Source organism: Pseudomonas sp. RA_15y_Pfl1_P11 (assembly GCF_963970975.1).
GTDB classification, from domain to species: domain Bacteria; phylum Pseudomonadota; class Gammaproteobacteria; order Pseudomonadales; family Pseudomonadaceae; genus Aquipseudomonas; species Aquipseudomonas tritici.
Genome location: NZ_CAXAOY010000012.1, coordinates 155,759 through 171,207, shown reverse-complemented (window position 1 = coordinate 171,207; position 15,449 = coordinate 155,759). Strand labels below are relative to the sequence as shown.

General features: G+C 61.7%; 11 protein-coding genes and 2 pseudogenes. 7 read left to right on the top strand and 6 right to left on the bottom strand.

Annotated features, from left to right (window positions below):
* The first annotated feature begins 82 nt into the window (after positions 1-82).
* Both AACY44_RS16785 and AACY44_RS16780 read left to right on the top strand, forming a co-directional pair.
* On the top strand, positions 83-643 hold the full coding sequence (locus AACY44_RS16785) for a cysteine hydrolase family protein (protein ID WP_339416005.1): 561 nt from the start codon (positions 83-85) through the stop codon (positions 641-643).
* A gap of 27 nt (positions 644-670) precedes the next feature.
* Positions 671-1,228, top strand: a complete 558-nt coding sequence (locus AACY44_RS16780) for a hypothetical protein (RefSeq protein WP_339416004.1) — start codon at positions 671-673, stop codon at positions 1,226-1,228.
* Between the two features lie 127 nt (positions 1,229-1,355).
* Here the strand turns inward: AACY44_RS16780 and nirD are convergent, their stop codons facing one another.
* Both nirD and nirB read right to left on the bottom strand, forming a co-directional pair.
* A complete protein-coding gene (gene nirD, locus AACY44_RS16775) occupies positions 1,356-1,697 on the bottom strand; it encodes a nitrite reductase small subunit NirD (protein ID WP_339436571.1) in 342 nt (113 codons plus the stop codon).
* The gene (gene nirB, locus AACY44_RS16770; RefSeq protein WP_339427564.1) at positions 1,697-4,237 is read right to left on the bottom strand and encodes a nitrite reductase large subunit NirB; all 2,541 of its coding nucleotides are present in this window, start codon (positions 4,235-4,237) and stop codon (positions 1,697-1,699) included. Before nirB ends, nirD begins: the two co-directional genes overlap by 1 nt.
* A 591-nt stretch (positions 4,238-4,828) precedes the next feature.
* On the opposite strand from nirB, the gene AACY44_RS16765 reads away from it, so the two are divergent.
* The 3 genes and pseudogenes from AACY44_RS16765 (at position 4,829) to AACY44_RS27760 (ending at position 10,888) form a co-directional block, all read left to right on the top strand.
* On the top strand, positions 4,829-8,800 hold the full coding sequence (locus tag AACY44_RS16765) for a bifunctional nitrate reductase/sulfite reductase flavoprotein subunit alpha (RefSeq protein ID WP_339530689.1): 3,972 nt from the start codon (positions 4,829-4,831) through the stop codon (positions 8,798-8,800).
* Positions 8,801-8,914: 114 nt separating this feature from the next.
* Positions 8,915-10,033, top strand: a pseudogene (locus AACY44_RS27765) (cache domain-containing protein); the annotation flags it as partial.
* Between the two features lie 87 nt (positions 10,034-10,120).
* Positions 10,121-10,888 (top strand): methyl-accepting chemotaxis protein, encoded by a 768-nt coding sequence (locus tag AACY44_RS27760; protein WP_445261128.1) that lies wholly within the window; start codon positions 10,121-10,123, stop codon positions 10,886-10,888.
* Between the two features lie 213 nt (positions 10,889-11,101).
* On the opposite strand, the gene AACY44_RS16755 is transcribed toward AACY44_RS27760, so the two are convergent.
* From AACY44_RS16755 to AACY44_RS16745, 3 genes and pseudogenes are all read right to left on the bottom strand, one after another.
* Positions 11,102-11,878, bottom strand: coding sequence for a nucleotidyltransferase domain-containing protein (locus AACY44_RS16755; RefSeq protein ID WP_339415994.1), 777 nt, complete (start codon positions 11,876-11,878; stop codon positions 11,102-11,104).
* The gene (locus tag AACY44_RS16750) at positions 11,875-12,354 is read right to left on the bottom strand and encodes an AAA family ATPase (protein WP_339415992.1); all 480 of its coding nucleotides are present in this window, start codon (positions 12,352-12,354) and stop codon (positions 11,875-11,877) included. The genes AACY44_RS16755 and AACY44_RS16750 overlap by 4 nt, the downstream gene beginning before the upstream one ends.
* Positions 12,355-12,372: 18 nt before the next feature.
* Positions 12,373-12,646, bottom strand: a pseudogene (locus tag AACY44_RS16745) (UV damage endonuclease UvsE); the annotation flags it as partial.
* A gap of 126 nt (positions 12,647-12,772) precedes the next feature.
* On the opposite strand from AACY44_RS16745, the gene AACY44_RS16740 reads away from it, so the two are divergent.
* Positions 12,773-13,198, top strand: a complete 426-nt coding sequence (locus tag AACY44_RS16740; protein ID WP_339415991.1) for a DUF2231 domain-containing protein — start codon at positions 12,773-12,775, stop codon at positions 13,196-13,198.
* Entirely contained in the window at positions 13,195-14,487 is a 1,293-nt protein-coding gene (locus AACY44_RS16735) for a PQQ-dependent sugar dehydrogenase (protein WP_339415990.1), read from the top strand. The genes AACY44_RS16740 and AACY44_RS16735 overlap by 4 nt, the downstream gene beginning before the upstream one ends.
* A 31-nt stretch (positions 14,488-14,518) precedes the next feature.
* Here the strand turns inward: AACY44_RS16735 and AACY44_RS16730 are convergent, their stop codons facing one another.
* The gene (locus AACY44_RS16730) at positions 14,519-15,427 is read right to left on the bottom strand and encodes a LysR substrate-binding domain-containing protein (RefSeq protein ID WP_339494694.1); all 909 of its coding nucleotides are present in this window, start codon (positions 15,425-15,427) and stop codon (positions 14,519-14,521) included.
* Positions 15,428-15,449: the final 22 nt, after the last annotated feature.

Below are 15,449 nucleotides of genomic sequence, written 5' to 3'. Positions count from 1 at the left end.
AAAGCTGCCCAGGTAGGAAATCGCTGTCTGGATGCCCACATCGGCTGTTATGTTTCGAGCCTCACGAGCAAAGGGAAGTGTCATGAAACCGCCAGCAACCAACGCGGCACTGCTGATCATCGATATGCAGCAAGGCATGAACCAGCCGAAGCTGGGGCGTCGCAATAACCTCGACGCCGAAGTGCAGATACAGCGTTTATTGAGCGCGTGGCGCCAATCCAACCGTCCTGTCGTTCACATCCGGCACATATCCCGCTCACCCGTCTCGGTATTCTGGCCGGGCCAGCCGGGCTGTGAGTTCCAGCCCGCGCTGCAACCACTGGCGCATGAGCATGTGGTGGAGAAGAACGTTCCGGATGCCTTCACCGCCACCGGCCTGGAGCGCTGGCTGCATGCACGCTCGATCCGGCAGTTGGTGATCGTTGGCGTGATCACTAACAATTCCGTCGAAGCCACGGCGCGCTCTGGCGGCAACCTGGGTTTTGCTGTGAGCGTGGTGGCGGATGCTTGTTATACGTTTGATCAGACTGATTTATCCGGACGGCTGTGGCCGGCGGAGGATGTGCATGCGTTGTCGCTGAGTAACCTGGCGATGGACTACGCCAAGGTTGTGGACGCCTCCGTAGTCCTGGGCGGGCTATGAATAGTTGGCGCGTCGCTGGCTTATCATTTGGCGAGTAAAGGCGCGAATGTCACCGCGCTGTGTGCCCTCGCCCGGCATGCCGATGTTGTGGTGCTCACCTGCTCGACCTTGGGTCCATCCATTGAAAGAATCGCACCCGATATTCAGGTACCGATTTTGAGAGCGGATGAAGCCTTGGCCGCTACGGCGGTTCGCCACGGCGGCAAGATCGTCGTGCTTTGCGCCATCGAGACAACCGTAGAACCCACCACACGGCTATTTCACAAGGCCGCTCAGCAATCAAACGCAGAGGTTGATGTACAGCTGGTTCCGGGTGCATGGCATCAGTTCAAGGCGGGAGAGTACCAGGACCTGCCCGAAGAGCTGAAGAAAGAGGTACTCGCGTTTGCCGATATCAACGTAGCGTGGCTCGCAGCAGTTCTCACGGACATCGGCAATGGCAGTGCCACTGACCACGAGCGGCGCGCGCGCGCCATCTACACCGCCATCGCGGGCGCGCAGTTGATTGCTCGTACGCGCATCGATATCGGCCTGTATGACGAACTCGTTCAGAGCTATCAGGACGCAGGGCTTATTCCGGCCTGATGGACTGAAGGGTCACCTGCGACAGGTAGACGAAAATGCCCTTGTTCATCGATGACCTCGCCCTCTGATCCGAACACATGGACATCCCATGGCCGCGTCGTTGGGGCTCGACAGCTCCCACAGTCGCTCAACCTACCCCCACCTCCACCACCCCACCGTTCAAACGCACCGGCCAGACGCGCAGGCGCTGGTCTGGCGCCTCCAGGCATTGCCCGTCAGCCAGGCGGTAATGCTGCTTGTAGATCGGCGCAGCCACCACCAACTCGCCTTTGATACTGCCAATCAACCCCCTACCGATCACATTCGCCCCCGATTCCGGGTCGTGGTTATCAATGGCATACAGCGTCTGGTCTTGCGCACCCGGCAGGTAGAACAACGCCACTTGCGCGCCGTCCAACCACACCACCACGCCGGAGTTGGTCACCAGGTCTTGCCTGTTGCACACGGTTTTCCAGATGGGCTGGCTCATCACGCAATCTCCTCGATGACCGGAATCAAGTTGAGTTCAGAGGCCATGATCGGCCGGCGCTGGCCGCGCTCCTGGACGAAGTGGATGTCCGGGTCCGGGCGTTTGTCGTTGACGAAGGTGCGGAAGCGCTTGAGTTTCTCCGGGTCCGCGAGCGCGTTGGCCCACTCGCATTCGTAGCGGTCGACCACCCGTTGCATCTGCGCTTCGAGCTCGGCGCCCAGCCCCAGGCTGTCCTCAAGGATCACGTCCTTGAGGAAATCCAGGCCGCCCTCCAGGCTTTCGCGCCATACCGAAGTACGCTGCAACTTGTCGGCGGTGCGGATGTAGAACATCAGGAAGCGGTCGATGTAGCGGATCAGCGTGGCATCATCCAGGTCGGTGGCGAACAGCTCCGCATGGCGTGGGCGCATACCACCGTTGCCAGCGATGTAGAGGTTCCAGCCCTTCTCGGTGGCGATCACGCCGACGTCCTTGCTCTGGGCTTCAGCGCATTCTCGGGTGCAGCCAGACACCGCGAACTTGAGCTTGTGCGGCGAGCGCAGGCCTTTGTAGCGATCCTCGATCAGCAGCGCCATTTTCACGCTGTCCTGCACGCCGTAGCGGCACCAGGTGCTGCCCACGCAAGACTTCACCGTGCGCGTGGATTTGCCATAGGCATGCCCGGTCTCGAACCCCGCCGCGATCAGTTCGCCCCAAATGTCCGGCAGTTCATGCAGCTGCGCGCCAAACAGGTCGATGCGCTGGCCGCCGGTGATCTTGGTGTAGAGGTCGTATTTCTTCGCCACTTCGCCGATCACAATGAGTTTTTCTGCAGTGATCTCACCCCCCGGAATGCGTGGTACCACCGAGTAGGTGCCGTTCTTCTGCATGTTGGCCATGAACGTATCGTTGGTGTCCTGCAACGGCACCAAGGATGCGTCCATGATCGGCTGGTTCCAGCACGATGCCAGGATCGAGCCGACTGCCGGCTTGCACACATCGCAACCGGTGTGGCCACGGCCGTGTTTGGCCAGCAGTTCGTCAAACGTGATGATGCCGTCCACACGCACCAAGGCGTACAGTTCCTGCCGGGTGTAGGCGAAGTGTTCGCACAGGCTTTTGTCAACGCTGACGCCACGGGCGATCAGCTCATGCTCGAACACCTGCTTGAGCAACCCGGCGCAGCCGCCGCAACCGGTGCAGGCCTTGGTCTGGGCTTTAAGCAGGCCGAGGTCGCTGCAGCCGCCGTCAATGGCTGAGCAGATCGAACCTTTGGTCACGTTGTGGCAGGAGCACACGGTAGCCGACTCCGGCAACGCGCCGGGGCCCAGGGTGGGAGCGCCGCTGGACGATGGCAGGATCAGGCTGGCCGGCTCGGACGGCAATGTGATGCTGTTCTGCATGTATTGCAGCAAGGTGTCGTAGTAGCTGTTGTCGCCCACCAGTACAGCACCAATCACATGCTTGCCCGAAGCATCCACCACCAGGCGCCGGTAACTGGCGCTGGCTTCGTCGATAAACTGGTAGCTGCGCGCGCCGGGCGTGTGGGCATGGGCATCGCCGATGGAGCCCACGTCCACACCGAGCAACTTGAGTTTGGTCGACATGTCGGCGCCCACAAACGGCTCGCCGGTTTGCTCGCAGAGCAGCGCGGCAACGCCTCGGGCCATCTGGTAGCCCGGCGCGACGAGGCCGAACAGGCTGCCGTTCCAGGACGCGCACTCACCAATCGCGTAGATATTCGGGTCGATGCTCAGGCACTCATCGTTGATCACCACGCCGCCGCGCGGGCCGATTTCCAGGCCAGCCTGGCGAGCCAGCGCGTCTTGGGCACGGATGCCAGCGGAGAACACGATCACGTCGGTTTCCAGGAATTCGTCATTGGCGAAGTTCATGCGGTAGCGATACTCCGCGCCCGCGCTGATCGACTGGGTTGCACGGGACAAATGCACACCGACGCCCAGCCGCTCGATCTGCGCCTTGAGCGCGAGGCCGCCAAAATCGTCGAGTTGCACCGGCATCAAGCGCGGCGCGAACTCCACTACATGCGCTTCAAGCCCCAGGCTTTTCAGCGCGTTAGCGGCTTCCAGACCGAGCAGGCCGCCCCCCACCACCACGCCGCGTCGCGCATTGGCGGCCGCCTTGCGAATCGCATCCAGATCCTCAAGCGTGCGATACACCAGCCGCGAATCGCCTTCAGCGCCTTCGATGGGCGGCACAAATGGATAGGAACCGGTGGCCAACACCAGCTTGTCATAGGCCACGCAGCCGTCGGCGGTGATCACCTCGCAGCGGGCGCGGTCGATCTCCAGCACCGGCACGCCCAGGTGCAAGGTCACGCCTGGGGTCTGGTACAACGAAGCGTCGGACAATGCCAGCGACTCGGCATCACGGCCGGTGAAATATTCGGACAGGTGCACCCGGTCATAGGCGCGCATCGGCTCCTCGCTGAACACGTGCAAGCGGTAGTGATCCAGCGCGCCGCGTTCGATCAGTTGCGCCACACAGTGGTGACCGACCATGCCATTGCCGACGACGATCAGGGTTTTGAGACTGTTCATATAAATCACCCGACAAAGCTCATCACGGTTTAAAAAGCAAAAAAAAACGCCTGAAACCTTGCGGTTCCAGGCGTCTTTGCCTGTTCTTATGCGGGTTCTGATCGGGCGACTGCGCCGGACTCACCGCTATTGCCCAATGGTGTCGATCGTCGTTGACCGAGGTGGGTTGAGAGGGAGCATGCAGGGTCTGTGCCAATCGAAGACAAGGGCTGGATTCACGGCATCACAACGTAATCAGCGGTTTTTTTCGCGCGCTTTCAGCGCCTCCAACTGGTGCGTCCCGCGTCATAAAAGTGCACCCCAACGGCTTTTGTAGTGAGCGGGCTTGCCCCGCGCTGGGTGGCAAAGCCGCCCCAATAGAGACGCCGCCGGTATCCAGCTAGAACCAGGTCGCCTGGTTTGGGGCGGCTGCGCCACTCAGCGCGGGGCAAGCCCGCTCACTACAGCCAGATAAAAAACCTGGCGCGTGACTTGCTAGGAATACTTCAACCAGGCAGTCAACGCTGATTGCTCTCTCACGACAAAGGCGCCGTGTAATCCCCGTTTTCAACGGAGGGTTACAAGGCGCCTTTTTTGTTTACGGGGTTACGGATGGCAAACCAAAACGTGCGCAGCGTGTGCCCTTATTGTGGCGTGGGCTGCGGCATCGTCATGCACGTCGAGCACAACACAGTGGTCAAGGTGGTCGGCGACAAGGCCCACCCCACCAACTTCGGCCGGCTGTGCACCAAGGGCACCACCTGCGGGCACGCCATCGCCGAGTCCGGCCGCATGGAAAGTGCCTACGTGCGCGAGGCGCGCGATCACGACCCGGTGCGCATTGCCATGGACAAGGCCATCAGCGAAACCGCCGCCCGCTTGCGCCACACCCTCGATACCCACGGGCCGGATGCGCTGGCTTTCTACGTGTCGGGCCAGATGTCGCTGGAATCCCAATACCTGATCAACAAATTGGCCAAGGGCTTCGTGCGCACTCCCAACATCGAATCCAACTCGCGCCTGTGCATGGCCAGCGCCGGCAGTGGCTACAAACTGTCGCTTGGCTCCGACGGGCCGCCGGGTTCCTACGAGGACTTCGACCGCGCCGACTTGTTCTTCGTGATCGGCGCGAACATGGCCGACTGTCATCCGATCCTGTTCCTGCGCATGATGGACCGGGTCAAGGCCGGCGCGAAGCTGATCGTGGTCGACCCCCGACGCAGTGCCACGGCGGACAAGGCCCACCTGTTCCTGCCGATAGAGCCCGGCACCGACCTCGCCTTGCTCAATGGCCTGTTGCACCTGCTGGTCAAGAACGGCCACACCGACCCTGCCTTTATCGCGGCCTTCACCGAGGGCTGGGAAGCCATGCCCGCGTTTCTGGAGGACTACTCGCCAGACCGGGTCGCCGCCATAACCGGCCTTGCCGAAGCCGATATCCGACAAGCCGCCGGCTGGATCGGCCAGGCTGCCGAGTGGATGAGTTGCTGGACCATGGGCCTCAACCAGAGCACCCATGGCACCTGGAACACCAACGCCCTGTGCAACCTGCACCTGGCCACCGGTGCCATCTGCCGCCCCGGCAGCGGACCGTTTTCCCTGACCGGGCAACCCAACGCCATGGGCGGGCGCGAAATGGGCTACATGGGCCCCGGCCTGCCAGGGCAGCGCTCGGTGCTGGTCGAGGCCGACCGCGCCTTTATCGAGGACCTGTGGCAGATCCCCCACGACAGCCTGCCGCGCCAGGCTGGCGGCGGCACCGTGGCGATGTTCGAGCAGATGGCGGCTGGGCAGATCAAAGCCTGCTGGATTATCTGCACCAACCCGGTGGCCAGCGTGCCCAACCGGCAAACGGTCATCAAAGGCCTGCAAACCGCCGAGCTGGTGATCACCCAGGACGCTTTCCTCGACACCGAGACCAACCGCTACGCCGACATCCTTTTGCCTGGCGCGCTGTGGGCCGAGGCCGAAGGGGTGATGATCAACTCCGAGCGCAACCTGACCCTGATGCAAAAGGCCGTCGAGGCCCCCGGCGAGGCCCTGCCCGACTGGCAGATCATCGCCAGGGTCGCCTGTGAGATGGGCTTCGCCGAGGCCTTCACCTACGCGTGCGCCGCCGACGTCTTTGAAGAGATCAAACGCGCCTGGAACCCCAAGACCGGCTATGACATTCGTGGCGCGAGCTACCCGCGACTGCGTGACAAGCCGCTGCAATGGCCCTGCGCGTCAGACGACGCAGCGGACCGCAACCCGATCCGCTACGTGAAGGACGGCACGCTCGCTTTCGCCACTGAAAACGGCAAAGCCCAGTTCCTCGCCCGTCCCCATATGCCGCCGGCGGAAATGCCGGATGAAGCGTTTCCCTTCGTGCTGAACACCGGCCGCGTGCAGCACCAATGGCACACGCTGACCAAGACCGGCAAGGTCGCCACGCTGAACAAACTCAACCCTGGCCCCTTCGTGGAACTACACCCCGAGGACGCCGCCCGCCTGGGTATCAAGGACAAGGACCGGGTTGAAATACGCTCACAGCGCGGCCGCGCCGTACTGCCTGCGGTAGTCACCGACCGTGTGCGGCCGGGCAACTGTTTTGCGCCGTTTCATTGGAACGATGTGTTTGGCGAAAACCTGGCGATCAACGCCGTGACCCATGACGCCGTGGACCCGATTTCCCTTCAGCCGGCGTTCAAGTTCTGCGCCGTCGCCCTGGCCCGGGTCGAACTGATCAATCACCCGTTTCTGGACCTCCACGCTCCCGAACGAGAGGACAGCAACTTGTCGCGTCTTACCGCCTTCGCCGACATCATCGGCTTCCGTCATCTAGCGCCGCCGCCATTGAGCGACAGTGAGCGCACCTATCTCGCCGGTTTCCTCAGTGGCCTGCAATCCGCCGCGCGCCAGGCTGGCGGTGTACCGACGATGCCGGCGAATGCGCCATTGGCAAGGGAATCCAGGCTGTGGCTGGACGGCCTGCTTGGCGGTTTGTTCAGCCGTACAGACGCCATCGCAGCGCCCTCCCCGGCAGTCACGCTGCTGTGGGCGTCGCAAACCGGCAACGCCGAAGCCTTGGCCGAGCGTTTTGCCAAACGCCTGCGCGACGCTGGGATCACGGTGCAACTGAGCGCGATGGCGGACTTCCCCGCGAGCAAACTGGCGAGCACTCACACCCTCGCGCTGATCAGCAGCACCTTTGGCGACGGCGACCCACCGGACAACGGCGAAAGTTTCTGGCACAGCTTAAGCACCGCCGAGATGCGCCTGGAATCCCTGCGCTTTGCGGTGCTGGCCTTGGGCGATCCCAATTACGACCAGTTCTGCAACCACGGCAAGCAACTCGACCAGCGCTTGCTGGAATTGGGCGCCACGCGCCTGCTGGAGCGTGTCGACTGCGACACCGAATTCGAGGAACGCGCCGATGCCTGGCTGGTGCGGTTCCAACACACCCTAAACCCGGCAAAGCCCATAGCGCCGGCCACGCCAGCCGGTAAAACCAAGCTGTACGGGTCACGGCTGCTGCTCAACCGGCACCTGAACCCCCACAGCGCCCACAAGGAAACCCGCCAGTTTGCCCTGGACCTGGCTGACTCCGGGCTCACCTATGAAGCCGGTGATGCCCTCGGAGTACGGCCGCGCAATTGCCCTGAACTGGTCAGCGAACTGCTCGACCTGATCCGCCTGAGTGCGAGCACGTGCGTGAACATCGACACCTTCGGTGATGTGCCGCTGCAACAGGCGCTCACCCAGCACTTCGAAATCGCCCGGCCGAGCAGCGACACCTTGGCCCTCATCGCCGAGCGCAGCGCCAACCCAGGCCTCAAACACTTGCTCAACCCCGAGCACAAGGCCGAACTGAATGACTGGCTGTGGGGCCGGCAGCTGGCGGACGTGCTGCAGGCATACCCTATCGATTGCGCCGCGGACGAACTGCTGGGCACCCTCAAGCGCCTGCAGCCACGCTTGTATTCGATTGCCTCGAGTGCCAAGGCCTACCCGCAGGAAGTACACCTCACAGTGGCCGCCGTGCGCTATGGCAAGCGCAAAGGCGTGTCCTCGACCTTTCTCGCCGACCGCGCGGGCGACGCTGAGGTGCCGTTGTTCGTGCAGCCGTCCAAACACTTCCGTACACCCAGCGATGGCGACGTGCCGATGATCATGATCGGGCCTGGCACCGGCGTCGCGCCGTTCCGCGCGTTTTTACAGGAACGCCGCGCCTTGGGGCATCAGGGCCGTAATTGGCTGTTTTTTGGCGAACAGCACGCGGCCAGCGATTTCTACTACCAGGACGAACTGCAAGGCATGCAACGCGACGGCATGCTCACTCACTTGAGCCTGGCGTTCTCCCGCGACCAGCCGCAGAAGGTCTACGTGCAGGACCGCATCCGCGAACAGGGCGCCGAGCTGTGGCGATGGCTGCAGGACGACGCCAAGCTGTACATCTGCGGCGACGCCAGCCATATGGCCAAAGACGTCGACCAGGCGCTGCGTCAGGTCGCGCAAACCCACGGCGGGCTTGGCGTGGAAGCCGCCGTGGATTACTGGCGGCAGTTGAGTGAACAGAAGCGTTATCTGCGTGATGTGTATTGATTGGATACAGAACAATAAGCAGTTTGTATTGTGTACAAAAAACCCTAAAGTTTTATCGCAGAAGGGCCGAAACATCAGTGATAGCAAATCGCCGTGCTTGCGTGATGGAGAACGATGATTTGGCCGCCCTCTACGCTGATGGTCGTCTCGATGAAAATAAAAAATAAGTTGGTACTGGCATTCGTCTCTGTTGCGTTTATACCGGTAAGCCTGGTGGCTGTGATCTCGGTCATGAACACGCGGACCCAGGCGGTGGATCAGTTTATCGACGGCAGCACCCGGGAAATCCGTCAGATCGATGGCAATATCCGCCAGTTCTTCGACGGCACCCTGCAGAACGTCGATCAAATGGCCACCGATCCTGTATACACATCAGTTAACACGCTGAAAAACTACCAGCCCGCCGACGCGGCCAGCCAGCCCATGCCGGCCGAGGCGCAAGCCGTCATCGACCGATTCGCACGCTTTGGCGCCACGCACCCAGCGGCGGCGATTCTGTCCATCGGCCTGGAAGATGGCACCTATGCCAAATGGCCGGATGACCCGCAACTGTCCAAGTACGACCCTCGCACGCGCCCCTGGTACAAAGCGGCCATGGCCAGCCCCGGCAAGACCGTCCGTACGCCCGCCTACTATTACGACAAAGACGACGTGGCGTTGGTCGGCACCGCACGGGCGCTGTTGGATAACGGCAAAGCCAAGGGCGTGTTTGTGGTCAGCGTCTCATTGAAAAACCTCACCGAGCTGGTCAAGAGCATCAAGCTGGGTGAAAGCGGCTACGTGATGCTGATCGAAGACGGCGTGGTGCTGGTGGACCCGCGCGACGCCGCCCACAGTTTCAAACCGCTCAAAGACCTGGGCGCCGCCTATGCGCAACTCGCCGACACACCGCAAGGCTCCACCGAAGTGGAAATCGACGGCGTGCGCTACATGGCCAACGTGTGGACCTCCCCCAGTCTTGGCTGGCGCTACATCGGGCTGATCGAGCAGCGTGAAGTCATGGCTGAAGCCACCCGCATGACCTACCTCACCGCGATCATCGTCGGCGTGCTGGTACTGATCTTCGGATTGATTGCAGCCGCGTTCTCCAAGGTCATCGTCAAGCCCATTGGCCAGGTCAGCACGGGATTGCAGTCCATCGCCGAGGGTGAAGGTGACTTGCGCCACGAACTGCAGGTGCAGGGCAAGGATGAAACCGCCGAACTGGCCGGTTGGTTCAACAAGTTTCTCGCAGCGATTCGCCAACTGATCCAGCATATCGGCGCGGCGTCGGCCAATCTGCAGAACGCCTCCAAGGTCAACAGCGAGGTCGCGCACAACATGAACAAGGCGGCGGGCCGGCAACGTGAGGCGGTTGAATTGGTGTCCACCGCGTTCAACGAAATGGTTGCCACCGCCAACGAAGTCGCGCGCTCATGCAGCGGCGCAGCGGAGTCCGCCGAAAACGGGCACCGTCGCGTGGCCGAGGGCAAGCAGCAGATCGAGGTCACTACCGATAACGTCAACCGCTTGGGCCGCCGTCTCACCGAATCGTCCCAGGCCATGATTGAACTGGAGGCCGGCAGTCGCAGCATCAACCAGATCCTCGGCACCATTCGCGCGATTGCCGAACAGACCAACCTCTTGGCGCTCAACGCTGCCATCGAAGCCGCCCGCGCCGGTGATCAAGGCCGTGGCTTTGCCGTGGTGGCCGATGAAGTGCGCGCACTGGCCAAGCGCACGTCAGACTCCACCGGCGAAATCGAGCAACTGCTTGGCACCCTGGAAAACAAGACCCAGGAGGTCACGCAAAAGATGGGCAGTTGCCTGGACCTGTCGCGGGACAGCGTGTCGTCCATCGAAAGCGCGCGGGACAGCTTCGAAGGCATTCAACTGTCAGTGAACGAAATCCGCGACCAGAACCTGCAGATCTCCGCCGCCGCCGAGGAACAACACAGCGTGGCCGAAGAGATCAATCGGCATATCCAGCAGATCTACGACGAGGCACGACTGGTGGAAAGCCTGGCCAACTCGGCGCAGGACGATTCGGGGCGGTTGTCCAACCTTTCGGATGAGTTGAATGGGTTGGTGGGACGGTTCAAGTCTTAGGACCCGTGTGCTTCGGTTGTACCTGCGAACGCAATTTCAGCAGCGGCGCCGATCAAATGTGGGAGCTGTCGAGCCCCGGCGAGGCTGCGAAGGCGGCGGTATTGCCAACCTATTGATCGCCTGACACACCGCTTTCGCAGCCTCGCTAAAGCTCGACAGCTCTCACAGGAGATCTGCTTTGGATTTCGCCTATACCGGCGAACACCAGCAGAACTACGCTCGCTGTAAAACCATCCAGCTCAGAAAGGCCTGAAGTCGGGCTGAGAATTTTTCGCCGTCGGCACTCGGGTTTCGGGCTTCAAACAGGAAGAACGCCACGTTAACCATCATTGTCGGATGCCACTGGACGAACAGCGCAACGTGCTCTTCGAGTGTCTGCGGCCACGTCGCCGCATCCTGCGAACGCAATACATGGGTCGCCCTGATCAGCTTGCGTGACGCTTCGCGCTGCCAGCGAAGTCGCTCCCGCTCGGAGTCGGCGTCTGCGATGCGTGTGAGGTAGGCGGTCAATACCGGTTCAAAGTCACCGTTCATGGCCAAGGCAATGTCCACCGAAGGCCGAAACCGCTCAATGTGCAGCGCAAGGTCCTCACCCCACACGCATCGGCAATGGTGCTTGAGCCAGAAGCCCCAGCTGTTGCGGTTTTCCGCCGCCATGACGTCCCCACGGCTGCCAATATCGAAATCCACCTTGGTGACTTGCGAATGCCGCCGCTCCAGGTCGCGCCGGATCACTTCCAGCCGTTCCAGTACCCGTGAAGTCGGCGACTCGCGCAGCACCAGCGTGAGATCAAGATCGGAAACACCCGGGATGGCATCTCCGCGCGCCACACTGCCGTAGAGGTAGATACCCTGCACTCCCAGCGCTTCCTGCGACAGAGCGGTGCAGGCCTCCTCAAGCAATGGCTGAAACTCGCTCTGCACGGACGTTTCGAGGACGGTGAGGATGAAACCTTCGGCGTCGACCCCTTTAAAATGCGCTGCACTCACGAGCGATGCACCTCAATCACCAACCCCTCCTCCTCACTCGGCACACAGAAGTGGCGTGTGATCAGGTCAAACTCGGCATCCGTCGCCGCAAAATCGTGCTCACCGTGCGCATTACGCGCATGCAGTCGAGCGCGGCAGGTGTCGTCGTCCAGTTCCAGGTAGTGCAAGCAGTGTGGCACCCCGGCGGCCTGCGCCAGTCCCAGCAGCCACTGGCGGTTAGCCAACGTGTTAGCCGGAAAATCCAGCACCACGTTGAGGCCCGACTCCAGCAAACCTACCACCAGCGGCCCCAACACCCCGCGGATGCGTTGGGCGCAGCGCAGGTAATCCGCCACCGACAAAATTTCGCCGGGATACAACTGTGCAAGCCACGGGTCCTCGCTTAACCGCATCGCCGCGTGTTCAGCGCTGAGGGTGCTGGCGAGCGTTGATTTGCCCGACGCTATCTTGCCGCATAGCAGATGCAGGGTTGGCATGAGTAAAGGTTCCCTTTTTTAAACTGAACGTCGCTTGAAATGCCCATAAAACGCCCAAGCTGCCACATTCTTGTCCTTGGACTCCAGCATGATGTCGAAGCGATCGAAAAACTGCAGCGCATAGTCGTTGGTCCAGCGGTTCCACATGTGTGCGCTGTGGGCATACAGGTCGCGCTTGTAAGCCACCTTCAACAGTGCGTCCACTTCCAGCGTGCTCGGCGTCGAAACCGGGCGCCTGCAAGACTTCTTGGGGCTGGGAGTAATGCAGGGTAGGCCGCACGCTCTGTGCCGAATGGTGCGAAAAACATCTCGACACCAATCCCTAGTGAACTTTCTGATAAACGAAAAGCTCCTCTGCTATGCGAAGTCACCGCGCCCTGACGCCAGGAGCGCTGAACAATAAGGAGCCGCTACCCCCATGACTACCCTCCCCGCCTACTACGCGACAAGACCTGGCCCGCTGCATTCGATACTGCTCGCCGGCAGCGTGCCGCTGTTTCTGGGTGCACTGCTCAGCGACATTGCCTACGGCCAGACCTACCAGATTCAGTGGGCCAACTTCGCGTCCTGGCTGATTGCCGGCGCGCTGGTGTTCAGTGGATTTGCGCTGTTGTTCGCGCTGATCAATTTATTGCGCGCCGAGCGTAAATCCGGGCGACCAGCCGCGTATTTCCTGCTGTTGTTAGCCGCCTGGGTAGTGGGCCTGGTCAATGCCTTTCAGCATGCCAAGGATGCGTACGCCATGATGCCCACGGGCTTGGTGCTGTCGGCGATTGTCACGCTGCTGGCATTCGTCGCAACGTGGATCGGCCTGACTAACCTGCGCTCGGGAGCTGCCCAATGAAAACGTCCAGCACGCTGACCCTATTAAGCGCTGCGCTGTTGCTGACCGCATGCGGTGGCGAAGGCGACAAGACCCAGGCCCGCGGCCCAGACCCCAAGTTGCCGGAACAGCAAAGCAGCCTGTTACCCAGCATGAAGATTGCCGAGCCCGTGCCTTGGGGCGAGCAGAAACCCAAGGTACCGGACGGCTACAGCATCTCCGCTATCGCCACTGACCTGGCCATCCCACGCCAGACCCTGGTGCTGCCCAACGGCGACATCCTGGTCGCCGAAGGCCGTGGCGGCAGCGCGGCCAAGCTCAAGCCCAAGGATGTGATCGCCAGCCTGATCAAGGCCGAAGGCAACACCAAGGTCAAGGGCGGCAACCGCCTGACCCTGCTGCGCGACGCCGACGGTGACGGCACCTACGAACTCAAGACCGTGTTCGCCGATAACCTGAACGCGCCGTACGGCCTGGCCTTCGCCGACGGCAAGCTGTATGTGGCCAACCAGGATGCGCTGGTGCGCTTCGACTACACCGACGGCCAGACCAAGGCCAGCGGCGCGCCCACCAAAGTCACCGACCTGCCGGCGCAGATCAACCACCACTGGACCAAATCCCTGGCCGTGAGCGCTGACGGTCGCCAGCTCTACGTGGGTATCGGCTCCAACAGCAACGTGACCGAACGCGGCATGGAAGTGGAGATCGACCGCGCGATGGTCTGGCAGATCGATGCTGCCACCGGCGCGCACAAACCTTACGCAACAGGCCTGCGCAACCCGACGGCGCTGACTATTCAGCCGGACACCGGGCAACTGTGGACGGTGGTCAACGAACGCGACGAACTCGGCCCGGACCTGGTGCCGGACTACCTCACCTCGGTGCGTGAAGGCGCGTTCTACGGCTGGCCCTACAGCTATTGGGGCCAGAACGTCGACCCACGCGCACAGCCACAGAACCCGGCCAAAGTGGCCGCCGCGATCAAGCCGGATTACAGCCTCGGCTCCCATGTGGCGGCACTGGGCGTGGACTTTTCCATCGCGCAAATGGGTGAGAAGTTTGCCGACGGCGTATTTGTTGGCGAGCACGGCAGTTGGAACCGTGACAACCCGGTGGGCTACAAGGTGATCTTCGTGCCCTTCAGCAACGGCAAGCCCTCTGGTGAACCCATCGACTTTGCCACCGGTTTTCGCGGTGACGACGGCAAAACCCGCGGCCGGCCGGTGGGTGTGACGGTGGACCCGAAAGGCGCGCTGATCATCGCGGATGATTTGGCCAATACCGTGTGGCGAGTGACACGTAACCCATAACCCTGCACGACAGGGGCGGACAACGCCCCTGTCATCCTTCCTCCTGCAATTGCGCCTCAAGCCAGGCGAGCAGCGCCGCCACCTCATCCCGCTTCCCTGCTGCTTGATGCCGATAAACCGAAATAGCCTCGGGCAAGTGCACGCTCTCGGCGCACGGCCTCACCAGCGCGCCACTTTCAATCAAGCGGCTCGCGGTGCGACGCCAGCCCATGGCAATCCCGTACCCCTCGACAGCGGCCTGCAACATCAGTGGGTAGCTGTCGAAAGTGGCACTGCGCGCGTCCACGGCCAACCTCTGGCCAAACACCTGCAGCCACTCATTCCACTCCATCAGATGCGGCGGCGGCGCGCTGTGGTGCAACAACGTATGACGCTGCAATGCATTCAGTGACAGCGCTTGCTCTACGGCTAGATAGTGCGGACTGCACACCGGAAAGACTTCGTCCGAGGCTGTGAATATCAGCGGATGAGCCCCGCTGGCGCGCCGTGTGCTTTGCAGCGCAACGTCAAAGGGGTCGTTGAATTCAGTCAAGGGTCGAGTGGTGGTCACCACCTGGATTTCAATCTGCGGGTATTGCTGGTGAAACGTCGATAAGCGCGGCATCAGCCAATAAAACGCTTCACACAACTGGCAGAGCAGCACCACACGGTTACTGCGGTGCACCGCGCGCAGGCGGGCGGCGCTGTCACCAATGCTGCGCAACGCCTCGCTGATCACCCGCCCCAGCTCGCGCCCCTCTGGCGTGAGGAACACGGCACGATTGCGCCGCTGAAACAGTTTGATCCCGAGGTTATCCTCGAGCCCACGAATCTGCCGGCTGATCGCGGCCTGAGTGATGTGCAGCTCATCGGCCGCCTTGGAGAAACTCTCCAGGCGTGCCGCCGCTTCGAAGGGCAGCAAGCTGGCAAGGGGCGGTAAGGTTTTGCCGAGCGCGTTCATAATCTTGGGTTATGTATCCAGG